Origin of the sequence: Roseicitreum antarcticum (assembly GCF_014681765.1) — a bacterium.
Lineage (GTDB): Bacteria > Pseudomonadota > Alphaproteobacteria > Rhodobacterales > Rhodobacteraceae > Roseicitreum > Roseicitreum antarcticum.
Map to the genome: position 1 here is coordinate 3,227,227 of NZ_CP061498.1, position 23,816 is coordinate 3,251,042.

Genomic DNA, 23,816 nt, shown 5'->3' on the forward strand with positions numbered 1-23,816 from the left:
ACGGCCCCTACAGCGGAATGTTATCGTGCTTTTTCCATGGGTTGGTCAGCTTCTTGGTGCGCAGGCTGGCGAAGGCCCGACAGATGCGACGGCGGGTGGACCGGGGCATGATGACCTCGTCAATGAAGCCCTTTTCGGCGGCGACAAAGGGGTTGGCGAAGCGGTCCTCATAGTCTTTGGTGCGCGCCGCGATCTTTACCGCATCGCCCAGTTCGGAACGATAGAGGATCTCCGTCGCGCCCCTTGCCCCCATCACTGCAATCTCGGCGGTGGGCCAGGCGTAGTTGAAATCGCCGCGCAGATGTTTGGAGGCCATCACGTCATAGGCGCCGCCATAGGCCTTGCGGGTGATGACGGTTACCTTTGGCACCGTCGCCTCGCCGTAGGCGAACAGCAGTTTTGCGCCGTGCTTGATGACGCCGCCATATTCCTGCCCGGTGCCTGGCAGGAAGCCCGGCACATCCACCAGCGTCAGGATCGGGATTTCAAAGGCATCGCAGAACCGCACGAACCGCGCGGCTTTGCGCGAGCTGTCGATATCCAGGCACCCGGCCAGAACCATTGGCTGGTTGGCGACTACGCCCACGCTCTGCCCTTCGAGCCGGATGAAGCCGGTGATGATGTTCTTTGCGAAATCCTCCTGGATTTCATAGAAATCGGCCTCGTCCGACAGCTTCAGGATCAGTTCCTTCATGTCATATGGGGTGTTGGCATTGTCTGGGATCAGCGTGTCGAGACTGGTATCCAGCCGCCCGGGATCGTCATAGAACGGGCGCACGGGTGGCTTTTCACGGTTGTTCAGCGGCAGGAAATCCACCAGCCGCCGCACTTCCAGCAGGGCTTCCACATCGTTTTCAAACGCGCCATCCGCGACCGAGGATTTGCGGGTATGGGTCGAAGCGCCGCCCAGTTCCTCGGCGCTCACGATCTCATTCGTGACGGTCTTCACGACATCGGGGCCGGTGACGAACATGTAGCTGCTGTCTTTCACCATGAAAATGAAGTCGGTCATCGCGGGGCTGTAGACAGCGCCGCCTGCGCAGGGGCCCATGATAACGCTGATCTGCGGCACGACACCTGAGGCCATGATATTGCGCTGGAACACGTCGGCATAGCCCGCAAGGCTGGCCACGCCTTCCTGGATGCGCGCGCCGCCGGAATCGTTCAGCCCGATCACGGGCGCGCCGTTCTGGATTGCCATGTCCATGATCTTGCAGATTTTCTGCGCATGGGTTTCGGACAGCGAGCCGCCGAACACCGTGAAATCCTGGCTGAACACATAGACCATGCGGCCGTTGATCGTGCCCCAGCCGGTGACCACGCCGTCGCCATACGGGCGGTCGTTCTCCATTCCGAAGTCGGTGCAACGGTGGGTGACGAAGGTGTCGAACTCCTCGAACGAGCCTTCGTCCAGCAACAGGTCGAGGCGTTCGCGCGCGGTCAGTTTTCCCTTTGCATGCTGTGCGTCGATCCGGCGCTGGCCGCCGCCCATCCATGCCGCGGCGCGACGGTTCTCAAGCTCTCGCAGGATGTCTTTCATGGCGCTCCCCTTTGGATCTGCGTGCAACATAGCGTCGTGAGGAGGGGGACAAAAGCAATTTTCGGAAAATTTGCAAATTTATTAGCTGTAGAATCTGCTAATTTGCATATGTGGCCGCTTATGGGGTGCCGGGCAGGGCACGGCGCTCGTGGTGCGCGGTCAGTTTGGGGGCCAGCAGGCTGGCTGCCGGTAAGGTGGTGTGACGGAAGCAACTGGTCACAATACAAAAAATCCCCGCCGGTCTCCCGGCGGGGAAGTCATTCAGCCAACAGGGAGATTGCTGGCTGCATTCGTTGCAGCGTGGCCTTACCCTTCGTATTCGGGCAGGTTTTCCAGTTGCTCTGCGGTCATCGGAAGTTGAACGCGCACGTCGCCATCTTGCTCGTTCCACAGGATGTCGAGTTGTTCGAGTTCGATGGCAACGGTGCGGGTGCCAAGCCCGAGAAACCCGCCCACATCAATAATGGCATGCGTTACTTCGCCACCTTCATTCATGCTCAGGTCTTCGACGTTTGCGACCTCGTCGCCTTCCATGGCGTAGACTTCAGCGCCCAGCAGACGATCGGCCGTGCGGGCCTCAGGTTCCATCGAGACATAGCCGTCGGGCATGATACCCGGCTCTCTGGCCATCGTTCCATCGGTTGCCGCCATATCGCCGGCGGCCATACCATCGGTTTCGGCCATGCCGCCTGTGCCTTCGGCCATCGGCTCGGTGGATTGCGCCATCGCGGTAGCGTCATCAGTACCGTTCATCGTCTCGCCACCCATCGCACCGTCGGTGCCGCCGGTCATGTTGCCATAGCCTTGGGCTTCGAATCCGGTGTTCAGCTGTTCTGCGTCCCACTCCGGTAGCGCTTCCAGATCGGCCTCATTCAGGGCCGAGACCACGAAATAGCCACCCAGATCTTCGGCGTTTGTTTCATCGGCGACGAAGTACAGTTCCTGTGCATCGACCAGCACAGTCCGCTCACCCATGCCCAGGAAACCGCCGACATCAATCAAGATACCGCGAATTTCACCGTCTTGGGTCATTACGACATCGCCGATATCGCCGATGTTTTCCCAAGCGTCGCGACCGCCGGTGAAGGTCTCATCGCTGTTCCAGCCCATCGAGGTGGTGTCCCAGCTGTCCTGCGCCCCGCCCATGCGGCTTTCGCGCAATTCGCGGGCCTGTTCGGTGTCGAGGGTGTAGAGGGTCTTCCCGATGAAGTTCGAACCCAAGAAGGCTGGTACAGTCTGGCTGCCGCTCATCGCGGCAGTGTCGCCTGCGGTGTTGTGATTGTCGGCATGTGCCATGGTCCCGAAGGACGTGACTGCGACGAGTGCGGTGGTCATCATGAACTTGTTCATCTTGTAGCTCCTTTAGTAGAATGCCGTGTTACCGGCTATGGTATGACAACTGCCCAGATGCGATGTCGTTCCAGAAACTACTGAACTTTCTGATCCGGTTTCCCGGCTGCGCGGCAATACGCCGATCACCGGCAGCGGGGGATATGCCCCTGCTGTCGGCTTTGACGTGGCTGTTTTTCAGATGAATGCCTGGCCCCCCGGGGGGGCAGGCGCTGCCCGAAAATGACGGTCTGAAAACCGTGGGCCGGGCAGCGGGAAGGGGCGGCTCCAGCGCCCCCAGGGGGCGAAGGCTCGGCGGGGCGGGCCCAAGCGGCCCGCGCCCGTTAGCTGGCCTGCGGCACTTCGGCCTTTGCCTTCTGGGCGTTGCGCCACAAGATCGCCAGCACAACTGACGCGCCAACGGCGATTGCCACGACGTCGTGCGCCACCAGGACCAGTCCCGCGATGCTCAGGACCCATTTTTCCCAACGCTCGATGCTGGTCTTGAAAAAGCCGATATAGGCCACCGACAGCGCCACGATTGACAAGACGCCCGATGACATGGCCAGCGAGAAATCCCAGACCGTGAAGTCGATGAACAAAAGCGACGGCGCATAGATGAACATCATCGGCACCAACGCCTTGCCCATCGACAGGCGGAACGCCGTCATCCCGGTCTGCATCGGATCGGATTTGGCGATCCCTGCGCCCGCATAAGCCGCCAGCGCCACCGGCGGCGTGATGTCCGCCAGCACCCCGTAGTAGAAGACGAAGAAGTGCGTCGCCAGCAGCGGAACGCCCAGTTCTTGCAAGGCAGGCGCCGCGATGGCGGCCAGAATGATATAGGTTGGCGTCGTGGGGATGCCCGCACCCATGATGATGCAAGCGATTGCCACAAAGATCAGCGCGAAGAACAGCGTCGTGCCGTCCAGCGTCAGGAAGCCCAGCGGGTCCAGCGATGACACCATCGCCCCCATCCATGCGGCCCCTTCGATCACCGCGCCCGAGAATTTGAACCCCATCCCCGTCAGCGTGGTCACGCCCAGGATGAAGCCCACACATGCGCAGGCCGCAGTGATCGAGATGGATTGCTGCGCGCCATTCTCCAGCGCCTCTTTCAGCCGCCAGGGCGTCAGCGCCGATCCGGCATCCATCTTGCGGCCCAATCCGACCTGTTGCAGCACCAGCGGGATATAGGAACAGCCGATGGTCAGCATGATGCCCCAGAATGCCGCCAGGAAGGGCGTGTATTTCATCAACAGCAGCGTGACCATCACGATCAGCGGAATGAACAGGTGCCAGGACCGCGTCAGGACATCCATGAATTGTGGCAGTTTGTCCCGGTCGATCCCCGAAAGGTTCAGGCGCTTGGCTTCCAGATGCACCATGAACAACGTGGAGAGATAGTGGAAGGATGCCGGGATGATGGCGATCAGGATCAGCTCGTTATATGGGATGCCCAGCATCTCGGTCATCACGAAGGCCGCAGCCCCCATGATCGGTGGGGTGACCTGTCCACCGCAACTGGCCGATGCCTCGGTTGCCGCCGCGAACCGCCCGGAAAACCCCTTGGCCTTCATCATCGGAATGGTAAAGGCGCCTGTCGTAACCGTATTGGCAATGGGCGAGCCAGAGATCATGCCAAAGAAGCCAGATGACACCACCGCCACCTTGGCAGGCCCGCCCGAATAGCGCCCCGCCACGATCGAGGCGAGGTCGATGAACAACTGCCCCAGCCCGGATTTCTGCGCCAACACGCCAAAAAGCACGAAGTGGAACACGAAGGTTGCCACAACGCCGATGGCGATGCCGTAAATGCCCTCTGTTCCCAGATACAGATGGTTGACCAGCCGAATGATGTTATAGCCACGATGCGCCAGATCGCCGGGCAGATACGGCCCAAATACCGCATACAGCAGCGCGATGGTGCCGATGACCGGCAGTGTTTCCCCCATGGTGCGCCGCGCGGCTTCCAGCACCATGATGATGGCAATCAGCCCCATGATGTAGTCGAGCGGCTGCGGGAAGCCGACATTCTGCACGAAGATGCTGTCGAAGAACACGATCAGATAGATTGACGACGCGCCCCCCGCGATGGCCAGCGGCCAGTCCAGCACCGACAGCCGGTTGCCGTGCCCGCCCAATTGGTTGACCGGCAGCGCGGTCAGCGCCAGCACCGCCGTCACCCCGATCAGCCCCCAGCGGGCGGCGTCGGGGATCTGGCCGGTCAGCGCCTCGGCCAGTTGAACGCCCAGATACAGATAGAACGCCGCGAAAAACAGCCCGAACCCCCAGGCGCGCAGCGGCCGCTCGACGCGCGCGCGCGGGAACAGAAGGAAGACCAGCGGCATGATGAAGCTCATATGCACCGACCGGTGCATGACCTCGTTCAGCAGGCCAAAGCCCGAGGTATAGATGTGAAACAGGCTCAGCGCGATGCAGGCCAGCGTGACGACCATCCCGGTCACGCCGCCCAGCGACCGGAAGTTGGTCTCATTGTCATACTTGCGGACCAGCGCCTCCATCTCCTCGGGCGTCAGGGTCGGGTCGTTCACGGGCTTGGTCATCGCACTGGGTCCTTGCAAGGGGTGGCCCGGATCTCCAGCGGAACGCCGGGCCATCGGGTCAGGTCAATTTCGGTGTCGCCCGCGATCAGGCGGTTTTGATGGGGGATGTCGCTGCGCAATATAAGCTGCGGGATGGGGCGGTTCAGGGTCAGCACCATCTGATCGCCCCGGATCTGCCAGCCCTCACCGCCAAAGGCCATGCCGGGGCCATGGGCGGCAAAGCGTTCTTCGGTCTGGCGCAGCGTGCCGTCGGCGTCAATCGCATACGCGGCGTAGACCGGCGTCAGCGTCACGGAATGCCGCCATATCAGCGTGAATTCCTGCGCCTGCGCCCGGGCCAGCACGGTATCATCGGTCAGCCGCACAACGCTGAGGCCCGTCACCTTGCAGGCATGGGCAGGCAAAGGCCCGCCCATGCCAAAAATCATTGCAACCAGCGCAGGTACAACCGAAGCCGTGCGCTTGCGCCGGTCGCGGCCCGTCACTCGATCAGGCCCATTTCGCGGTAGTAGCGCTCGGCGCCCGGATGCAGCGGGATCGACACCGATTCCAGTGCGGTTTCCAGCGACACCTGATTGCCCATCACATGAACCTGTGCCAGCGTTTCGGTGTTTTCATACAGCGCCTTGACCATGGCATAGGCCAGATCGTCGTCCAGTTCCGCATGGGTCGCCCAGATCGCGCGCACGGCCAGCGTTTCGACATCGGCCTCGATGCCGCGATAGGTGCCTGCGGGCAGCGTCACGCTGGCATAATATGGCTGAACTTCTTGCAGCGCGGCAATCGCCGGGCCGGTCAGCGGCACGACAGTGATGTCATGCCCGTTCGCCAGTTCGGTGATCGACGACGTGGGGATGCCCGCGGTGATGAGCGAGGCGTCGAGGTTGCCGTCCTTCATCTTGTCCGCCGATTGTGCGAAGGACGAGTAATCTTCGGTCACGTCTTCGCGCACCATGTCATGCGCGGCCAGCAGGTCGCCCAGCAGCTGCCACTGCCCCGACCCCGGGGAGCCCGATGAGATGGATTTGCCCGCCAGATCCTCGAACGAGGTGATCTCGGCACCCGAACGCGCGATCAGTTGCACGGTTTCGGGATAGAGCGCGCCCAGGGCACGCAGGTTTTCGGCGGGATTGCCTTCAAACTGGTTCAGGCCCTTGTAGGCTGCGTCCAGAATGTCGGCGGCGATGAAGGCGGTCTCGATTTCGGCGCGGCCCAGCAGGCCCGCATTGGCGACCGAGGCATTGCCGGTTTCAGCGGTAGCCGAAACGCGGAAGCCTTCCAGCTCTGCCGTGTTCGAGATCAGCTGCGCCAGCATCCCGCCCAGCGGGTAATAGGTGCCGCCGGTGCCGCCGGTGGCGATGCCGACAAAGACGCGTTCCTGCGCCGTTGCAGGTGCCGCAAGGGCTACCGCTGACAGCGTCAGCGCGCAAAGCGATTTGGTGAGGTGTTTCACAGGTCTCTCCTTGTTGGGTCGTGGGTTGGTTGTGGTTTATCGTGCGGTATCTGCCGGTGACAGATCAAGCGCCGCGATATCGTGCAGCAGGGGCCCCAGCACTGCCTGCACCCGGGCTGCCTTTTCGGCGTCCCAGGTCCAGGGTGCGCGTTCCGCCATGTAGGCGGATTGCGTCAGTTCCATCTGGATGGCGTGCATGCTCTCGTCCGGGCGGCCATAGTGCCGCGTGGTCCAGCCGCCCAGAAAACGTCCGTTCAGCACGCTGGTCAGCCCCGCGGCTGCCGCGCAATGGCGCTGGGTCAGCGTTTGCAGCGCGGGGGCACAGGTCGTGCCGCGGTTGGTGCCGATGTTCATGTCGGGCAGCAGCCCGTCGAACAGGAATGGGATGCGCGACCGGATCGAATGGCAATCATAAAGGATGACAAATCCATGCAGCGCCTTCACGCGTGCCAGCTCTGCCGCCAGCGCGCGGTGATAGGGTGCGTGATACGCCTTTAGCCGCGCGGCGGTCTGCGCCGCGTCGGGCAGCGTCGCCCAAATCGCGTTGCCGTCGAAATCGGTCGTGGGGATCAGCCCTGTCGTGTTCTGCCCAGGGTACAGGCTGTGCCCCGACGGGTCGCGGTTGGCATCAATCACATAGCGGTGGAAGGTCGCGCGCACACAGCTCGCACCGGGGATCAGCCCGGCATAGAGCCGGTCAATGTGCCAGTCAGTATCGCTCAACCCGCGGCCGATCTCGTTGAGGTTGGCGCGCACCTCATCAGGGACGAAGGTCCCGGTATGCGGCATGGCTATCACAAGCGGGCAGGTGCCCTGCGTCACTTCAACTGGCGATGTCTTTGCGTCTGGGCGGGTCACTTCGGTATTTCCTTTTTCGGGAAGGAGTGCCATTAATATGCTGAAGCATAATAGGTGTGTCAATATGCAGAAGAAGAACGAACAGCGGCTCTGGGCGAAACAGGCGCTGCTGCCCGATGGTTGGGCAAATGATGTGCTGGTGGTGGTCGAGGGGGGAAACATCGCCTCGGTCACGCCCCATAGCCCCGTGGAGAGTTCCGCGCAGGGGCAGATGGTGTCGACCCTGCTACCCGCCCCGGTTAACCTGCATTCTCATGCGTTTCAGCGCGCCATGGCAGGGCTGACAGAACGGCGCGGCCCCGATCCGCGCGACAGTTTCTGGACGTGGCGGCAGTTGATGTACCGCTTCCTTGACCACCTGACGCCCGAAGACGTCCGCGCCATCACCGCGCTGGTGCAGATGGAGATGCTGGAGGCTGGGTTCGGCGCCTCGGTCGAATTTCACTACCTGCACCACCGGCCGGGCGGCCACCCTTATGATGACATCGCGGAAATGGCCCATACCGTTTGCGCCGCCGCCGCAGAAACCGGCATCGGCCTGACGCTGTTGCCGGTGCTCTACCGCTATGGCGGTTGTAACATGCGCGCCCTGGGGCCCGGGCAGATTCGCTTTGGGAACGACCGTGACAGCTTTGCGCGGTTGGTCAGCGGCGCTGCCGCCTCTGTCGCGACGCTAGCTGCCGATTGCACGACCGGCATCGCGCCGCATTCGTTGCGTGCGGTGCAGCCCGATGATCTGGCGTTCTGCCAAGACCTTGCAGGCAACGGCGTGATCCACATGCACCTGGCCGAGCAGACGGAAGAGGTGGATGAGGTACAGGCCGCCTACGGTGCCCGGCCGACCGAATGGCTGCTGGCGAATGCGCCGGTCAGCGACCGCTGGTGCCTGATCCACTGCACCCAGATGACGCCCGCCGAGACCGTGGCGCTGGCCCGCACCAACGCCGTGGCCGGGCTATGCCCGATTACCGAAGCCAGCCTGGGCGACGGCATCTTCGATGGCGCGCGTTTCATGGGGCGGGGCGGGCGCTTCGGGGTGGGCAGCGATTCGAACATCCGCATCTCTTTGATCGAGGAATTGCGCGGGCTGGAATATTCGCAACGCCTGCGCGATCAGTCGCGCGCCGTGCTGGCCCGTCCAGGACAATCCACCGGCCATGTCTTGTGGCAAGGAGCGGCCATCGGCGGCGCGCAGGCGGCAGGGCGGGCGTCAGGGGAGATCCGGCCCGGGCTGCTTGCCGATCTGGTGGGCATCGACCATAGTTCGCCCGACCTCGACGTGCGCTGGGGCGACCTGACGCTGGACACGCTGATCTTTTCCGGGGACAGGGGGGCGATCAGCGACGTATGGTCCGCAGGTCGGCATGTGGTGCGCGGAGGCGCCCATGTCCGGCGCGCCGAAATCATCGCGGGCTACAGGGCCGCCATGCGCAGACTGAGGGATGTCATTTGACGCCAGAGCCGGGCAAAGCTGACTGGAAGGCCATACGCCGCGACCTGCTGGCGCGCATCCAGTCGGGGGTGTGGAAGCCGGGCGACCTTGTCCCGCGCGAGGTAGAGCTTGCCGCGCAGTATCACTGCACCCGCTCGACCGTGGGGCGCGCACTGCGCGATCTGGCCACAGCCGGCTTCTTGGAGCGGCGGCGCAAGGGGGGGACCACAGTATCCCCCAATCCGGTGCGCAAGGCCCCGCTGGAAGTGCCGATCATCGCCGATGCGATCCGCAAATCCGGCCATGCCCCGGGCTATCGGCTGCTGGATACCGGGCTTGTGCGGCCGCCCGCCGACATCACCGACACTACCGACGGCCCCGATGGCGCGCCTGATGGCCCGATGATCTTCCTGTCGGCGCTGCATCTGGCGGATGGTCTGCCGCATCAACTGGAACAGCGCTGGCTTAACCCTGGCGCGGTGCGCAAGCTGCAGGCAGCCGATTTCACCGAGACGCCCGTGGATGAGTGGCTGTTGCAAAACGCCCCGCTGACCCGTGCGACCATCGACATTGCCGCGGTACCCGCCCCCGAGACCGTCGCGCGGGCGCTGGCAATGTCTGCAGGTGCGCCGACGCTGCGGATCACCCGGATCAGCTGGAAGCAATCGCAGCTGATCGGCATCCTGCATCTCTATCACGTGGCGGGATACAGTCTGAAGACTTCGATCTGAAGGCGCAGTCGCAGTCCTTGGCCGATTCCCTACGCCTGAAAAGAAAAACGCCGCAGCCCATTGTGGGCGCGGCGTTCCAGCAGTCCAGCAAGCGATGGTCGCTTACTTGATCTTGCCTTCTTTGTATTCGACATGTTGACGCACAACCGGATCAAATTTCTTGATCGACATTTTTTCGGTCATGGTCCGGGCGTTCTTCTTGGTCACATAGAAGTGGCCGGTGCCCGCCGTCGAGTTCAGACGGATTTTGATCGTCGTCGGTTTCGCCATAGTCAGTACTCCTGAACAGGGCAACGGCGGTCGCCCCTTAAATCCTTCTGCGCCTTTTAGCTGCTGCGCCCGCCGTGTCAACCGCGAAACCCGCCAGGCGCGTGCAATTACCGCGCGGGGATGCGTGAAACAACGGCGCGCAGCCTCCGCGTATCCGGCCTGCCGCGCGCCGTACGGATGCGTAGCCGCCCGGCCGATTCGCCCGGCGCTGACGCAGCAGCCGGCCATCGGGCCGGCCAGCCCCTGAAATTCAAATACGCGGATGGCCTGTAAGCCGGATTCTGTACCGGAGTTGCCCCCGGCGATGACCATTCATCTGCCCCTGTCGTTGCCAACAGGATCTAGCTGCCAACCCGGACCCCGGGGCTGAAGTTCCCTGCGGTGTACCGCCTGGGGTCCCTATTCGGCATTGCTCCGGGTGGGGCTTGCCATGCCGTCCCTGTTACCAGGCACGCGGTGGGCTTTTACCCCACCGTTTCACCGTGACCCCGGACCGGTTGCCCGGCCTGTGGGGCCGTCTGTTCTCTGTGGCGCTTTCCCTCGGGTTGCCCCGGCCGGGCGTTACCCGGCACCCTTCCTTCATGGAGTCCGGACTTTCCTCGCGCCCGATGGTATCCTTGCGGACCCGTGCGGGCACGCGGTCATCCAGCCATCCGCGTGAGGGCATGCCGTAAAGTGCAGCGCGGGGCGGGTCAATGTCAAAACGGGCGGGTCCAAGCGGCCACATCAAAGCGGCTGGGTCAGCGCCGCAATCCGCGCGGCCAGTGCCCGGTCGGCCCCGGTTTCCGGCCCCCGCGCTTGCGGAGAAAACCTGTGGCGGAAGGCCATCAATCGCCGGTCAGGCGGCGCGTCAGGATAGCCGATGCGGGTCAGACTGTCTTCGAGCTGCGGTAAACCGGAGCGCGGAAGCGGGGCGTCGACCGTCGCGAGCGGCACCGCCAACGCCAGCCCCATGCGGCCCAGCCGCGCCCAGTCAAAGCGCGGGCCCGGGTCTTCCTTGCGGTCGGCGGCCATGTCGCTGTGGCCGATCACATCGCGCAGCTCAATGTCCCAGCGTCCGTGCACCTGCGCCAACAGCGCTGTCAGGCAGCGCATCTGCGGCTCGGGAAAGGGGTGGTGCCCGGTATTCGCCAGCTCGATCCCGATGGAGCGCGAATTGACGTCCCCCATGCCGCGCCATTCCCCCGCGCCCGCATGCCAGGCGCGCTGATCCTCAGCCACAAGCGCCCAGAGCATCCCGTCCTCGGCAATCAGGTAATGGCTGGAGACTTGCGCCGCCGGATCGCACAGCCGCTCTAGCGCGGCTGCACAATTGGCCATGCCGGTAAAATGGATCACGACCATCGACGGCTGCAACCCATCACGCCGCGCACCAAAATTGGGTGAGGGGTGCCAGACCGGCGTCATGCCGCGCCGCGCCGGGTCAGCGCGCGGCGCACCCTTGATTTTGCACAGGTTCTTGGTGGAAAAACCACGCGGGTGTCCCTGGCCCTATTGCGCGTTAGCAGCGGCTGCGCGTGCGGCTTCGCGGAACGGTTGCGGGTCCCACCAGCAGGCGAAGCCGTCGCCGTCAGGGTCCAGATGGTCGGGGTCGCGGTCTGGCCCGCCGCCGCTCAGGAAGGCCTCTTGTGCAAGGTCTTGGGTGCGGTACGCGGCGCAGGCCGATTCCCAGCGGCGCCAGCGCAGGGGATGCAGGCGGCGGTAGCGTTCCTCGCCGACGCGGTGTTGGGTGCCAAGGGCATAGGCCATGACGTTCGGTCCGCCACTTTCACCGTTGCCGGGCACGCTGTCGACGCGGATTTCCTGATACTGCGCGCGTTGCTGGGCGAGCCGCGCTGCATCGCTTTCAATCGTCTCGCGTGCGGCGACCGCGTCGAAATCCTGTTCATCCGATACGCCGCGTTGGCGCACCGCAGGTTCCGTCGCGACCGGGCCGGTCAGGAAGGTCTCGGGCTGTGGTGGCGCCGAAGCGGGGCGGGGCGGCGTGGTCAGCTGGATCGGGGCCGATGGCTGTGCCACGGGCTGCTGTGTCGTATTGGGTCGCGATAGCGCAGCCTGCGTCTGCTGGAACGCGGCGCCCGGACGGACAGCGGCAACGGCCGCCACGCCCACGGGCGTTTCGGGCGGGATCGAATAGGGCTGCGAAGGCTGCGTATTCGTCGCAGCTTGCTGGCTTTGCATCGCCTCACGCTGGCGCAGGTAGGCGTTGTAATCGCCAAATCCCACGCCGCCGCCCGCGACAGCGCCGGAATCGGGGATGTTCGGTTGCGCGCATCCAGCCAGAAACGCCAGAGTTATCAATGGCAAAGCTGCCAAAAGGGGAAATCGCATTGGGTGCCTCTGCTCGTTTCTTTTGGCAGAGATTACCACCATTGCGTCGGTTTGGAAACAAAGCCTGCCGCACGTTCGAGCACATATGCGGTATTGAGCAGATCTGCCTCGGCCCAGGGCCGCCCGATCAGTTGCAGGCCCAGCGGGAGGCCGGACTTGTCCAGCCCCGTGGGCACCGAGATCCCGGGCAGCCCGGCCAGGTTAACCGTCACGGTGAACACGTCGTTGAGGTACATCTCTACAGGGTCGGCGTTGGCCATTTCGCCCAGACCGAAGGCCGCAGAGGGGGTGGTGGGCGTCAGGATCGCGTCGACACCGGCCTCAAACGCCTGTTCAAAGTCGCGCTTGATCAGCGTGCGCACGCGGCGGGCACGGTTGTAATAGGCGTCGTAGAAGCCTGCGGACAGCACATAGGTGCCGATCATGATGCGGCGCTGCACTTCTGCGCCGAAGCCTTCGGCGCGGGTTTTCTCGTACATCTCGGTGATGCCGTCGCCCGCCGACAGGGTGGCGCGGTGGCCGTAACGCACGCCGTCATAGCGCGCGAGGTTGGATGATGCCTCGGCGGGTGCGATGACATAATACGCGGGAAGGGCGTATTTTGTGTGGGGCAGGGAGATATCCACAATCTCTGCCCCTGCGTCGCGCAGCATGGCGGTACCGTCTTGCCACAGCTTGTCGATCTCGTTGGACATGCCGTCCATGCGGTATTCGCGCGGGATGCCGATCTTCTTGCCCCGGATGTCACCGCTCAGCGCGGCCTCGAAATCCGGTACGGGCAGGTTGGCGGAGGTGGAATCGCGCGCGTCGTGGCCTGACATGGCGCCCAGCATGATGGCAGCGTCGCGGACTGTGCGGGTCATCGGGCCAGCCTGATCGAGGCTGGATGCAAAGGCCACGACGCCCCAGCGGGAACAGCGGCCATAGGTCGGTTTGATGCCAACAATCCCTGTAAAAGCAGCGGGTTGGCGGATAGAGCCGCCGGTGTCGGTCCCCGTGGCGCCAAGGCACAGATCCGCCGCAACGGCTGCGGCCGACCCGCCCGAGGAGCCGCCCGGGGTCAGCGATCTTTCGTCGGTTTTCCAAGGGTTTACGGCATTGCCGTAGGTGCTTGTCTCATTGCTGGAACCCATGGCGAATTCGTCCATGTTCAGCTTGCCCAGCATCACCGCGCCCGCGTCGCGCAACTGGGCGCTTACGGTGGATTCGTATTGTGGCAAGAAGCCTTGCAAGATGCGGCTGGCGGCCTGGCTGGGCACGCCCTCGGTGCAGAACAAGTCCTTGATTCCGATGGGGATTCCGCACATCGCTGGGGCGTCGCCTGCCTTGATTCGGGCATCGGCGGCCTGCGCCCGTTCCAGCGCGATGTCGGGCGTTTTGTGCACGAACGCCCCCAGCGCATCGGCGGCGTCTATGGCGCCCAGACAGGCGTTTGTCAGGTCCACGGCGGTCACGTCGCCACGGCGCAGGGCGTCGCGGGCGTCGGAAATTGTCAGCTTGTTCAAGGAGTTGGAAGTAAATGCACTGGACATGGGTTCGGCCTATTCGACAACTTTGGGGACGGCGAAGAAGCCTTCGCGGGCGTCAGGCGCGTTGGCCAGCACTTTTGCCTGCTGGTTGCCGTCGGTCACGACATCTTCGCGGCGCACAAGGCGCATCGGCGTGACGCTGGTCATGGGTTCAATACCATCCACATCAACTTCGTTCAGTTGTTCCATGAAGTTGAGAATATTGGACAATTCCTGCGCCAGCGCGGGCAGGGCCGCGTCTGGTACGGCGATGCGGGACAGCTTGGCGACCCGGCGCGCGGTCTCGGTATCAATACTGGACATGACGCCCCCTTATCTGCGGTTTGGCCGGGTTTAGCGCCCCCGACAGCCAAGCGCAAGCGGTGGCCGCGTGAGGGGCGTTAACCTTCTGATTTTGCGCCGGAATCCGGAGTATGGAAACGGTATGGTTCTGGTATGGCTTTGATACATACGCGCGATGGGGTCCGGGGGCGTTAACCTTTGTGCCCCCGGACCGTGCGGCAGGATCTGGTCAGGTCCGTCACCACGCCCCGTGGCGCGCCAGATCGGGCGCCAGTTCTGCCTTGAAGTCGAGCGCGCCCTTGGCCGGTTTCGTCAGCAGGCTGACGCCCACGAACAGCGCCACCGACACGCCCGCCACGCTGAAGGCCAGCACCGGGTTGAACACGCTGACGCCCGCCACCATTGCCATGTAGATCGCCAGCAGCGCGCCGCCCGCCATGCAGGCCAGCGCGCCCGACGCCGTGCCGCGTGACCAGAAGAACGCGCCGATGATCGGGGGTACGGTGACCAGCAGGCCCGCCGCCGACAGCGCGGCAAGCTGATCGACGATGCGGGTGGATTGCAGCGCGAACCACGCGGCAAACACGATCACACCCACCACGACGACCCGGCCTACCATGATCTGCGCCGCGTCGCTGCGGGTGATGCCGACGAAATCGCGCGCCACCATCGCACCCACGGTCAGCGCAATACTGTCGAGGGTCGAAACCGCAGCGGCAAGGATGCCGATGATGAGCAAAAGCGCCACCCAAAGCGGGATCGCCCCCGAGGTCAGCAGTGCCGGCGTCGCGGTCGAGGTGTTGTCCAGCCCCGGCGCCAGTTGCAGCGCGGCAAAGCCCCAGATCACCGCGACCAGTGTGAAGACCAGCCCAAAGCCCAGCACCCACAGCACCATGCGGCGCATCGCACCGAAGTCGCGCATGATGAACAGCCGTTGGCTGACCTGCGGGTTGGAAATGGCAAAGAAGAACCACGGGAAGGACAGGGCGATGAAGGTGTTGAAGCTCCACAGCCCCGGGCCGGGCACGGTCAGCCACGCGGCGTGGGTGTCTTGGGTCGCTGCGATGAAGGGGCCGACCCCGCCGATGGTCGCAATGGCAAAGCCTACGGCCAGAAGGCCCGCCCCCATCATCACCGCAGCCTGCACCGCATCGGTCCAGGCGACGGATCGCAGGCCCGCAAACAGCGTCCAGAACACGGCCAGCACCGCGCCGGTGACCACCGCCTGAAAGAGCGTGATGTCACCCCCCGTCACCCCTGACAGCAACAGGCCGATGCCCGCCATCTGGGTGGTGCAATAGGGCAGCAGGAAGATCAGGCCCACCAATGCGGTCAGCCGTGCCACCATGGGGCTGCCATAGCGCGCGCCCAGCATCTCGGCCGGGGAGATGAAGCCCCATTTGCGCGCCGCCAGCCAGAAGCGCGGCGCGAAGATCACCAAGAGCGACAGGCCCGCGAAATAGATCAGCTCAAACCCCAGCGCGCCGACGCCACCGCGATAGGTCAGCCCGGTCAGCACCACCAGCATGAAGGCCGAATAGGTGGTGGCCGCATAGCTGAGGCCCGCCACCAGCCCGCCGATGTCGCGCCCGCCAAGGTAGTAATCGGCCACCGTGCCGCTGTTTTGCCGCGCGGCGCGCCAAGCCAGCACGATGCCGAAGGCGGCAAAGACGGCGATGGCGGCCCAGAGCGTGGTCGTGTCGATCAGGTTTGCAGGGGTCATGGCCGGTCCCTCCAGCCCGAGACCGCCCAGAGGATCAGCAAGATGATGCTGAGGCCAAAGACCGACCAGAAGGCGAAGACCAGCGCGGACCCCGCAAGGACCGTATAGGGCACGAAGATGCCCGCGGCGATCAGGACGGCAGCGGTGGCAAGCCACAGGGCAAAGCCCGCGCGCCGGGACGGAACGGTCGGTTGCATGTCGGGTATCCTTCATGTGGTGCGTTGGGGGTGCAGCGATAGGCGTGCTTTGGGGCTTGTGCAACAAAAAGTTTACTTAACATCTGAAAAGGCTGGATTTTTTGACTCTTGGGTCAGAAATGGGCGGCGGGTCCCGGGGGGCTGCGGCGTGGCGGGGGCGTGAGGGGCGCGTGCCGGGCGCGCGGGGGGGGCGCGGGGGGCAAAACCCGTTTCCCCTTCGCCCGAAGTTGGATTATGACGCGCAGAGATGATGCCCGCATGACACTGGACGGGCATTCCCTGCCCGGTGGGGCGTGATGCAGAAGGAAACTGGCCGATGATCCTCTATCCCGCGATTGACCTCAAAGACGGCCAGTGCGTGCGCCTGTTCAAGGGCGAGATGGCGCAGGCCACCGTGTTCAGCGACAATCCCGCCGCGCAGGCGCAGGCCTTCGTGGCGCAGGGCTGCAAATGGTTGCATCTGGTGGATCTGAACGGGGCATTCGCCGGCACGCCAGTGAATGCGGCGGCGGTCGAGGCGATCCTGGCCTCGGTCGATGTGCCCTGCCAGTTGGGCGGCGGGATACGCGATATGGCCACGATCGAGGCATGGCTGGAGAAGGGGCTGGCGCGGGTGATCCTGGGCACCGTGGCGGTGGAACAGCCCGATCTGGTGCGGCAGGCGGCAAAGGCGTTTCCCGGGCAGGTCGCCGTGGGGATCGATGCGCGCGAGGGGCGCGTGGCCACCAAAGGCTGGGCGACCGAGACCGATGTGATGGTGACCGACCTTGCGCGCAGCTTTGAAGACGCGGGCGTGGCGGCGATCATCTATACCGACATCAACCGCGACGGTGCGATGCAGGGGCCCAACATTGACGCGACCGCCGCGCTGGCGCGGGCGACGACGATCCCGGTGATCGCCTCTGGCGGGGTGTCGTCGCTGGCGGATCTGATCGCGCTGCGCGATTGCGGCGTGGCGCTGGATGGCGCGATTTCGGGGCGCGCGCTGTACGATGGCGCGCTGGATCTGACGGCGGCGCTGCGGGCGCTGGACGCAGGCTGACGGCGGGGCCCCCTGCGACGCCGTGCGTGAGGCGGGGTATGGGGTTGGGTATGAGCGCTGATGTGCCTTTGCGTGGGGAAAAGTGGCGGTGGCGTTGACATCGGTGCGCCGGGGCGCATTTAACGCCGCAGCAGATGCCGTGGGGCATGCGGGAATGTGTGTGTTTTGGTGCGTCAAAGGCCCTCGATTCGCACATCACGCTCTGGCGCAGGGTCATGCAAAGGGTTACACAAGTTAAATGATCACGCCGCCCCCCGTCCGTTTCCTGGACCGAACCACACCGCCGCATATCATGACGCTGGTCCTGCTTTCAGGGCTGGGCGCGTTGGCGATGAATGTCTTCTTGCCCTCGCTGCCCAACATGACGGCGTATTTCGACACGGAATACCGGGTGATGCAGCTGTCGGTGTCGCTGTATCTGGCGATGAACGCGCTGTTGCAGCTGTTCATCGGGCCGGTGGCGGACCGTTTCGGGCGGCGCCCGGTGCTGCTGGGCGCGCTGGGCATTTTCCTGGTGGCGACGGTGGGCACGCTGCTGGCGCAAGATATCACGACCTTTCTGATCTGCCGCATGGGGCAGGCGGCGGTGGTGGCAACGCTGGTGCTGAGCCGCGCTGTGATCCGCGACATGGTGGACGCGTCCCGCTCTGCATCAATGATCGGCTATGTGACGATGGGCATGGCGGTGGTGCCGATGGTGGCCCCCGTGTTTGGCGGCATGCTGGACGCAGCCTTTGGCTGGCAGGCAAGCTTCGTGTTGATGCTGGTTGCCGGGCTTGCGATTTTTGCGCTGACATGGGCTGATCTGGGCGAGACTTTCACCCGCAGCGAGGGCGGGTTTCGCGCGCAGGTGCAGCAATACCCGGATCTGCTGACCTCGCCCCGGTTCTGGGGCTATTGCATGACGGCGATGCTGGCCTCGGGCGCGTTCTTTGCCTACCTTGGTGGCGCGCCTTTTGTCGGATCGCAGGTGTTCGGGCTGAACCCGGCGCAGCTGGGCCTCTATTTCGGCGCACCGGCAGTGGGCTACGCGGTTGGCAACTTCGTGTCGGGCCGGTATTCGGTGCGCATGGGGATCAACCGCATGGCGCTGATCGGCACGTTGCTGTGTTTCTCGGGCATGGCGGCGCTGGGCATCACCTTCGCGCTCGGCGCGCAGACGCCGCAGGTCTTTTATGGCTTCTTCATTTTCGTGGGTCTGGGCAATGGCATGGTGTTGCCCAATGCGACAGCGGGCATGCTGTCGGTGCGCCCGCATCTGGCGGGGTCTGCCTCTGGCCTTGGCGGGGCGATCATGATCGGGGGCGGGGCTGCGCTGTCGGCGCTGGCGGGCGCGCTGCTGACCCCGGGGTCGGGCGCCTGGCCGCTGATATACCTTTTGATGACCACATCGGCGCTGGCCATTCTGCCCGTGCTCTATGTGATGCGGCGGGAACGGGCGTTGGCGCGAGGCGCTGCCTGACGTCTGCCCGGCTGCGGCCTTCGCTTTGGCGGGGGACAACTTGACGGGACCTGCCGCGCCTGCAAATCTGCCGCATTCGGCTTCATCATTCTGACAGGCAGGGACGCATGGCACCGCAAAAGCTGTATGCCGGGGCGAAGCTGCGGGAGACCCGCACGCGGCTGGCGCTGACGCAGAAGGATTTCGCCGCCCGGCTGGGCGTGTCGCTGCCCTATCTCAACCAGATGGAGAACAACAACCGCCCGTTGTCCACCACCGTGGTGCTGGCCCTTGCGCGTGAGTTCGGGATGGATGTCACCGAGCTGTCGGCGGGCGACAGCGAGCGGCTGGTCAGCGACCTGCGCGAGGCGATGGCCGATCCGGTTTTCGGCACCACGCCGCCCGGGCTGCCCGACCTGCGGCTGGTGTCGGCCAATGCGCCGGCGCTGGCGCGCGCATTTCTGGACCTGCACCGCGCCTACCGCCAGAGCCATGAGCGGTTGGCCTCTTTGGATGAGGCGCTGGGCCATGCGGATACCGACAGCCGCCCGTCGGCCTGGGAAGAGGTGCGCGATTTCTTCCATTATTGCGACAATTACATCGACCCGGTGGACCGCGCCGCCGAACTTTTCGCCGAAAAGTTTGCCGTGCAGGCAGGGGCGGGGGCGGGGCCGGTTATGGGCGGTGATGCGCTGCCTCCGGCGTTGGAGGCGCTGGCCGCGCGTGGCGTGACGGTGCAATATGCCGACACGCCGGTGTTGCGCAGCTATGATGCGGGCGCGCGGTTGCTGGTGATCTCATCCAAGATCGCGCCGGGCACGCAGCGGTTCCAGATCTTGCACCAATTGGCGTTGATCGCGCAGAACGATCTGCTGGAGGCGACGCTGGATCTGGCGCGGTTCCAGTCGGATGCGGCGCGCGATATCGCCAAGATCGGGCTGGCGAATTACTTTGCGGGGGCGCTGATGATGCCCTACCGCCGGTTTCAAGCCGCAGCGCAAGAGGTGCGGCACGATCTGGAGCGGCTGGCCGACCTGTTCGGCGCCTCGGTCGAGCAGGTGGCGCACCGGCTGTCGACGCTGCAACGCCCCGGCGCGAAGGGGGTGCCGTTCTTCTTTGTGCGGGTCGATCAGGCGGGCACGATCACCAAGCGGCATTCGGCGACGCGGCTGCAATTTGCGCGCTATGGCGGCGGCTGCCCGCTGTGGAACGTGCATCAGGCGTTCGAGACCCCGGGGCGCGTATTGCGCCAGCTGGCCGAGACGCCGGACGGGGCGCGCTACATCTGCCTTGCGCTGGCGGTGTCAAAGCCCGGCGGCAGCTATCGCGCCCCGGTGCGGCGCTATGCCATCGGGCTGGGCTGTGAGATCGCGCATGCGGGGGCGCTGGTCTATGCCGACGATCTGGAAATCAGCCGCCCGCAGGCCTTTGAGCCGATTGGCATTTCCTGCAGGATCTGTGAGCGGCGGGGCTGTCACCAGCGGTCGGTGCCGCCGCTGGAACGGCGGCTGCGCATCGACCCTGACCGGCGCGGCGTGTTGCCCTATGAGGTCGAGGGCTGAAGCGGGCGCGGGTTGAGTGGCGGGCGCAATGCGGTGCCGCTTAGCGTTTCCGGGGCTTGGCCGCGTCGGATTTGTTGCCGCGCGCGCCGGTCCGTACGGGGGTATTGGCCACGTTCTCGTCGTTCAGCTTGCGCCAGCGGTCCAGCCGGTCGGGGGACAGGCGGCCCGACGCCACGGCTTTTTGCACGGCGCAGCCCGGTTCATGGGCATGGGTGCAGTCGCGAAAGCGGCAGTCGGGCGCAAGTTCGGTGATTTCTGCGAACAGGATGTCGAGGCCGTCGGCCACGTCGCTGACGTGCAAGGTGCGCATGCCGGGCGTGTCGATCACCCAGCCGCCGCCCTGAATGGCGTGCAGCGACCGCGCCGTGGTCGTGTGCCGGCCCTTGGCGTCCTGCGCGCGGATGTCGCCGGTGGGTTGCTGTGCGTCCGGCGCCTTGGCGGCCAGCGTGTTCAGCAGCGTCGATTTGCCCACGCCCGACGATCCGACCAGCGCCACCGTCTGGCCCGGTCCGCACCATGGCGCAAGGGTTTTGGCGGCATCAGGCGCCTTGGCGTTCAGCGTGACCACGGCAAGGTCGCGTTGCAAGGCACCGGCCTGCGCGCGGAAGATTTCGGCGTCGGCCACCTGATCGACCTTGGTCAGGACGATGACGGGGTTGGTCCCGGCCTCATTCGCCAGCGCCAGGTAGCGTTCCAGCCGGGCGACGTTGAAATCGTCGTTGCACGAGGTGACGATGAACAGGGTATCGACATTGGCCGCGATCAGTTGCGGGATATGTGCGCTTTCGGTGCGGCGGCGCAGCAGGGTGCGGCGGTTCAACCGGCGCACGGCGCTGCGGGTTTCCGGATCCATCAGCACCCAATCGCCCACCGCGTAATCCGAGGTGCCGCCAAGGTGGGCAAGGCGCAATTGTTCGCCACCCCCCGTGGCCCCGGTTTCCGCCAGCAGGCGGGCACGGTGCACCACGGCAATGCGCACCGGGGTCATGCCCGTGTCGTCAGCCGTTAGCTGGGCGGCAAAGAAGGGCTGCCAGCCAAGGCTGTCGATTGCTGCATCCGGGCATAGGGGTGGGGCGTCGTTCATCGGACCTGTTTGGCCGCAGCGGGGGAAAGATGCAACGGCTTTGGAAGGGCGGCGGCGGAATTGCGCGGGGTTTGGTTGTGCAGGGTGCCGGGGCGCGGGGGGGTCATCAGGGCCTTTTGGGGGGCAGGTCGCTTGCGCCGGGCGGTATTGCGCCGGTGCCTGCATCCTCTAGCCCGACGGCCCGCAAAATCGCGGGAATCTGCTTTTTCACCTTGAAGAAGCCCGCCGTCGCGTGGGGCCAGATGGCGCGGTCCCAGTCGCGCTGCCATTCGCACAGGCGGATGCCCTGTGCGTCAAGGTCGGGCGCAGCCTGTTGCAGCCAGTCATGCAGGGGACCTTGCGGGATGAAGGGCGTGACGATCTGGCGTGCCCCGGCGCGCGCGGCAAAGCTGGCCAGATCGCGCGGCAGGCCCGCATGCAACGGCATGGCCGCATGGCCCGTGCGCGTGGCGGCATCGGCCAAAGCCGCGCCTTCAAAGCCCGCGACACGGCCGGGCACGGGCAGCGGAGAGCGCAGGGTACTGGCCGCCAGCGTTGCGACCGCGCGAATGTCGATGGTCGTCAGGTCGAAGTCTTCCGGGCGGCAATCTTCTTCGGTGATCAGCAGCAGGCTGGGCACGCCGGGTTGCGGCGGAATGGGCGTGCGCAGAGGGGTGACGGAGGGCAGGCCGTCAGGCTCGGTCCGCTCTAACCCTTCGACATCGGCGGCAAGGTCGGTATCGCGTGGCGTAAACCTGCCGTCCGTGAATTGCGCGATGTTATGGGCCTGCGCGGCGTAGGCCTTGCCGCGCGTGTGCAGCCCCGCGACCCAGCGCCAGCCCAGCGTGTTCGAGGCCGGGTCGCCGTCCAGCAGATGGCGCAAAAAGAAATCCGCCCCCAGCCGCCAGGGCAGGCCCAAGGTGAAAATCCAGATCGAGGCGAACCACATCCGCGCGTGGTTGTGCAGGTAGCCCGTGGTTGTCAGTTCCTGCGCCCAGGCGTCGAAACAGGCCAGCCCGGTGGTGCCCGAGATCGCTGCGGCGACATCGCGGCGCAGGCGGCGGTCGGTGTCCATCAGGGCCAGATCGTTGTCGCGCCCGGCGCAATAGCTGGCCCAGATGCCGGGGCGGCGTTCCAGCCAGCCCTTGAAATAGCCGCGCCAGATCACTTCTTGCACGAACTTTTCGGCCGCGTGGGGGCCATGGGCGGCCAGCGCCGTGGCGACGAGATCGCGTTCGGTCACCAGCCTGCGGCGCACGAAGGGCGAGAGGCCGGAAACATTGCGGTGCGCGCCCGGCCCAAAGTCATAATTCCGGCGCGTGGCGTAGTTCTGACCCATGCGGGGCGCGAAGGCATGCAACAGCGCCTCGGCCTGCGCGCGGGTCGCTGGTTCGGAAAGCATGGCGGTTCCTTGTTGCACCTGGCGATTGGGGACACAGGTATGGCGGTGCGGGGTGATTTCAAACGCGGCGGCCTTGGGGGTGGGGTTTGGGGCGGCGGGGGTGCTGATCGGACAGGCAGTGGGCGGCGTGAACTTTGCCGTCTTGGCCGCCGTGATGGTGCGGCGGATGATGGACGGCGCGGCCGGTGCTGCCGCGCCGCAAGCGCCCTTCGAGCGGCAAGCCCGGTTTATGAGCCTGATGCACCGTCGCCGGTAACGCTGGCCGCGCGATGTCGATAGCGACCGTTTTCTGCGCTGTCCGCTGTCGGTGCTGGCTTTTGGGGTGGTCGAGGGCCAGACAATCGCAGCACTGGGCGTGGCAGAGAACCGCTGTGGCCGCTTCTCCCCGATCAGCCCCAGATCACCCGATGGCTATTTGAAATGGCTGCGCTCCCTCTTTGCCGACAGGCAGATCGAATGGAGACGCGCTGCGGGATTTTCAGTAAAGCCCCCCCCAATAAAAATCACTTGATCCGAAGGCGTGACTGGGCAATCTTCGCGCGAGGTGGCAGGCCATTTGGGGAATGCCGGAGGAAATCACATGACATTATTGAGGAATGCATTCTTTGCAATTGCGGTACTGGTAACAGCGTCTGCGGCGACAGCCCAGGACGTTGCTTATGAACTGACCAATGTGTCCGGTTATACTGTGGTACAGGTCTTTACCTCTCCGGCCAATTCCGGCGACTGGGGCGATGACATCCTGGGCGCCAATGTCCTTGAAACGGGCTACACGTCGACGGTCTACATCATGGATAACAGCGACCAATGCGAATACGACATTCTTTTCGTATTCGACGATGGCGATGAAATGTCCGACCAGATCGATATCTGCGATCTTGCCAGCTACACGATAGAGTAACGGGCCTGCATGGCGCTTTGCGCCGACAAAAGTCGCCGGTCCCGAAGATATCGGGGCCGGTAGCCCCGTTTCGCGCGTTGCCCGACGCTATCCATCACCTTTGGTCATCCACGTGCTTCTGACCCGCCTCTATGCTGCCCGCGACATTCCAGGATGCCCGCGC

The 23,816-nt window shown here is 64.6% G+C and carries 22 protein-coding genes and 1 other RNA gene; 7 read left to right on the forward strand and 16 right to left on the reverse strand.

All coding sequences use genetic code 11. The features are described 5' to 3' along the window. Positions 1-7: 7 nt before the first annotated feature. From H9529_RS15365 to hutG, 6 genes are all read right to left on the reverse strand, one after another. Positions 8-1,540: an acyl-CoA carboxylase subunit beta gene (locus H9529_RS15365; protein WP_092886649.1), complete on the reverse strand. Its 1,533-nt coding sequence runs from the start codon at positions 1,538-1,540 to the stop codon at positions 8-10. Positions 1,541-1,846: 306 nt separating this feature from the next. Then, positions 1,847-2,890, reverse strand: a complete 1,044-nt coding sequence (locus H9529_RS15370; RefSeq protein WP_092886651.1) for a PRC-barrel domain-containing protein — start codon at positions 2,888-2,890, stop codon at positions 1,847-1,849. Positions 2,891-3,213: 323 nt separating this feature from the next. Beyond that, complete coding sequence (locus H9529_RS15375; RefSeq protein WP_092886653.1) at positions 3,214-5,436, reverse strand: TRAP transporter permease; 2,223 nt, start codon at positions 5,434-5,436, stop codon at positions 3,214-3,216. Next, positions 5,433-5,921: a DUF1850 domain-containing protein gene (locus H9529_RS15380; protein WP_092886655.1), complete on the reverse strand. Its 489-nt coding sequence runs from the start codon at positions 5,919-5,921 to the stop codon at positions 5,433-5,435. Before H9529_RS15380 ends, H9529_RS15375 begins: the two co-directional genes overlap by 4 nt. Next, on the reverse strand, positions 5,918-6,889 hold the full coding sequence (locus tag H9529_RS15385) for a TAXI family TRAP transporter solute-binding subunit (protein WP_092886657.1): 972 nt from the start codon (positions 6,887-6,889) through the stop codon (positions 5,918-5,920). Before H9529_RS15385 ends, H9529_RS15380 begins: the two co-directional genes overlap by 4 nt. 36 nt (positions 6,890-6,925) lie before the next feature. Further along, positions 6,926-7,747, reverse strand: coding sequence for an N-formylglutamate deformylase (hutG, locus tag H9529_RS15390; protein ID WP_223814205.1), 822 nt, complete (start codon positions 7,745-7,747; stop codon positions 6,926-6,928). A 64-nt stretch (positions 7,748-7,811) separates the two neighbouring features. On the opposite strand from hutG, the gene H9529_RS15395 reads away from it, so the two are divergent. Both H9529_RS15395 and H9529_RS15400 read left to right on the forward strand, forming a co-directional pair. Continuing rightward, the gene (locus H9529_RS15395) at positions 7,812-9,200 is read left to right on the forward strand and encodes a formimidoylglutamate deiminase (RefSeq protein ID WP_092886662.1); all 1,389 of its coding nucleotides are present in this window, start codon (positions 7,812-7,814) and stop codon (positions 9,198-9,200) included. Beyond that, positions 9,197-9,910: a GntR family transcriptional regulator gene (locus H9529_RS15400; protein ID WP_176846947.1), complete on the forward strand. Its 714-nt coding sequence runs from the start codon at positions 9,197-9,199 to the stop codon at positions 9,908-9,910. Before H9529_RS15395 ends, H9529_RS15400 begins: the two co-directional genes overlap by 4 nt. Before the next feature lie 102 nt (positions 9,911-10,012). On the opposite strand, the gene rpmG is transcribed toward H9529_RS15400, so the two are convergent. From rpmG to H9529_RS15440, 8 genes are all read right to left on the reverse strand, one after another. Continuing rightward, positions 10,013-10,180 (reverse strand): 50S ribosomal protein L33, encoded by a 168-nt coding sequence (gene rpmG, locus H9529_RS15405; protein WP_092886666.1) that lies wholly within the window; start codon positions 10,178-10,180, stop codon positions 10,013-10,015. Positions 10,181-10,434: 254 nt separating this feature from the next. Continuing rightward, positions 10,435-10,837, reverse strand: an RNA gene (gene rnpB, locus H9529_RS15410) — RNase P RNA component class A. 69 nt (positions 10,838-10,906) lie between these two features. Continuing rightward, positions 10,907-11,587, reverse strand: coding sequence for an N-acetylmuramoyl-L-alanine amidase (locus tag H9529_RS15415; protein ID WP_092886668.1), 681 nt, complete (start codon positions 11,585-11,587; stop codon positions 10,907-10,909). Between the two features lie 84 nt (positions 11,588-11,671). Next, positions 11,672-12,511 carry a hypothetical protein gene (locus H9529_RS15420; protein WP_092886670.1) on the reverse strand — a complete coding sequence of 280 codons (840 nt, stop codon included), beginning with the start codon at positions 12,509-12,511 and terminating at the stop codon, positions 11,672-11,674. Positions 12,512-12,543: 32 nt separating this feature from the next. Beyond that, the gene (gene gatA, locus H9529_RS15425) at positions 12,544-14,043 is read right to left on the reverse strand and encodes an Asp-tRNA(Asn)/Glu-tRNA(Gln) amidotransferase subunit GatA (protein WP_092886672.1); all 1,500 of its coding nucleotides are present in this window, start codon (positions 14,041-14,043) and stop codon (positions 12,544-12,546) included. 9 nt (positions 14,044-14,052) lie between these two features. Next, positions 14,053-14,343 (reverse strand): Asp-tRNA(Asn)/Glu-tRNA(Gln) amidotransferase subunit GatC, encoded by a 291-nt coding sequence (gatC, locus tag H9529_RS15430; protein ID WP_092886674.1) that lies wholly within the window; start codon positions 14,341-14,343, stop codon positions 14,053-14,055. Positions 14,344-14,560: 217 nt separating this feature from the next. Beyond that, positions 14,561-16,045, reverse strand: coding sequence for a sodium:solute symporter family protein (locus H9529_RS15435; protein WP_176846949.1), 1,485 nt, complete (start codon positions 16,043-16,045; stop codon positions 14,561-14,563). After that, a complete protein-coding gene (locus tag H9529_RS15440; protein ID WP_176846951.1) occupies positions 16,042-16,242 on the reverse strand; it encodes a hypothetical protein in 201 nt (66 codons plus the stop codon). The genes H9529_RS15435 and H9529_RS15440 overlap by 4 nt, the downstream gene beginning before the upstream one ends. A gap of 316 nt (positions 16,243-16,558) precedes the next feature. Between H9529_RS15440 and hisA the strand changes: the two genes are divergently transcribed. From hisA to H9529_RS15455, 3 genes are all read left to right on the forward strand, one after another. After that, on the forward strand, positions 16,559-17,284 hold the full coding sequence (gene hisA / locus H9529_RS15445; RefSeq protein ID WP_092886678.1) for a 1-(5-phosphoribosyl)-5-[(5-phosphoribosylamino)methylideneamino]imidazole-4-carboxamide isomerase: 726 nt from the start codon (positions 16,559-16,561) through the stop codon (positions 17,282-17,284). Between the two features lie 238 nt (positions 17,285-17,522). Further along, the gene (locus tag H9529_RS15450; RefSeq protein WP_092886680.1) at positions 17,523-18,746 is read left to right on the forward strand and encodes a multidrug effflux MFS transporter; all 1,224 of its coding nucleotides are present in this window, start codon (positions 17,523-17,525) and stop codon (positions 18,744-18,746) included. A 107-nt stretch (positions 18,747-18,853) separates the two neighbouring features. Beyond that, complete coding sequence (locus H9529_RS15455) at positions 18,854-20,287, forward strand: helix-turn-helix domain-containing protein (RefSeq protein WP_092886682.1); 1,434 nt, start codon at positions 18,854-18,856, stop codon at positions 20,285-20,287. Between the two features lie 40 nt (positions 20,288-20,327). Here the strand turns inward: H9529_RS15455 and rsgA are convergent, their stop codons facing one another. Together rsgA and H9529_RS15465 are read right to left on the reverse strand one after the other, a co-directional pair. Then, positions 20,328-21,371 carry a ribosome small subunit-dependent GTPase A gene (rsgA, locus tag H9529_RS15460; RefSeq protein WP_092886684.1) on the reverse strand — a complete coding sequence of 348 codons (1,044 nt, stop codon included), beginning with the start codon at positions 21,369-21,371 and terminating at the stop codon, positions 20,328-20,330. Between the two features lie 106 nt (positions 21,372-21,477). Next, a complete protein-coding gene (locus tag H9529_RS15465) occupies positions 21,478-22,752 on the reverse strand; it encodes an FAD-binding domain-containing protein (RefSeq protein ID WP_092886686.1) in 1,275 nt (424 codons plus the stop codon). A 52-nt stretch (positions 22,753-22,804) separates the two neighbouring features. Between H9529_RS15465 and H9529_RS15470 the strand changes: the two genes are divergently transcribed. Further along, positions 22,805-23,008: a hypothetical protein gene (locus H9529_RS15470; protein ID WP_092886688.1), complete on the forward strand. Its 204-nt coding sequence runs from the start codon at positions 22,805-22,807 to the stop codon at positions 23,006-23,008. A gap of 324 nt (positions 23,009-23,332) precedes the next feature. Next, the gene (locus tag H9529_RS15475; protein ID WP_143033478.1) at positions 23,333-23,653 is read left to right on the forward strand and encodes a hypothetical protein; all 321 of its coding nucleotides are present in this window, start codon (positions 23,333-23,335) and stop codon (positions 23,651-23,653) included. Positions 23,654-23,816: the final 163 nt, after the last annotated feature.

Coding starts and splice junctions, on each gene's coding strand:
- H9529_RS15415 (WP_092886668.1), bottom strand. CDS start 11,587: ATGACGCCGGTCTGGCACCCCTCACCCAATTTTGGTGCGCGGCGTGAT.
- rpmG (WP_092886666.1), bottom strand. CDS start 10,180: ATGGCGAAACCGACGACGATCAAAATCCGTCTGAACTCGACGGCGGGC.
- hisA (WP_092886678.1), top strand. CDS start 16,559: ATGATCCTCTATCCCGCGATTGACCTCAAAGACGGCCAGTGCGTGCGC.
- H9529_RS15440 (WP_176846951.1), bottom strand. CDS start 16,242: ATGCAACCGACCGTTCCGTCCCGGCGCGCGGGCTTTGCCCTGTGGCTT.
- H9529_RS15465 (WP_092886686.1), bottom strand. CDS start 22,752: ATGCTTTCCGAACCAGCGACCCGCGCGCAGGCCGAGGCGCTGTTGCAT.
- H9529_RS15450 (WP_092886680.1), top strand. CDS start 17,523: ATGATCACGCCGCCCCCCGTCCGTTTCCTGGACCGAACCACACCGCCG.
- H9529_RS15420 (WP_092886670.1), bottom strand. CDS start 12,511: ATGCGATTTCCCCTTTTGGCAGCTTTGCCATTGATAACTCTGGCGTTT.
- H9529_RS15370 (WP_092886651.1), bottom strand. CDS start 2,890: ATGAACAAGTTCATGATGACCACCGCACTCGTCGCAGTCACGTCCTTC.
- H9529_RS15395 (WP_092886662.1), top strand. CDS start 7,812: ATGCAGAAGAAGAACGAACAGCGGCTCTGGGCGAAACAGGCGCTGCTG.
- H9529_RS15455 (WP_092886682.1), top strand. CDS start 18,854: ATGGCACCGCAAAAGCTGTATGCCGGGGCGAAGCTGCGGGAGACCCGC.
- gatA (WP_092886672.1), bottom strand. CDS start 14,043: ATGTCCAGTGCATTTACTTCCAACTCCTTGAACAAGCTGACAATTTCC.
- H9529_RS15435 (WP_176846949.1), bottom strand. CDS start 16,045: ATGACCCCTGCAAACCTGATCGACACGACCACGCTCTGGGCCGCCATC.
- H9529_RS15365 (WP_092886649.1), bottom strand. CDS start 1,540: ATGAAAGACATCCTGCGAGAGCTTGAGAACCGTCGCGCCGCGGCATGG.
- rsgA (WP_092886684.1), bottom strand. CDS start 21,371: ATGAACGACGCCCCACCCCTATGCCCGGATGCAGCAATCGACAGCCTT.
- H9529_RS15475 (WP_143033478.1), top strand. CDS start 23,333: ATGACATTATTGAGGAATGCATTCTTTGCAATTGCGGTACTGGTAACA.
- H9529_RS15375 (WP_092886653.1), bottom strand. CDS start 5,436: ATGACCAAGCCCGTGAACGACCCGACCCTGACGCCCGAGGAGATGGAG.
- gatC (WP_092886674.1), bottom strand. CDS start 14,343: ATGTCCAGTATTGATACCGAGACCGCGCGCCGGGTCGCCAAGCTGTCC.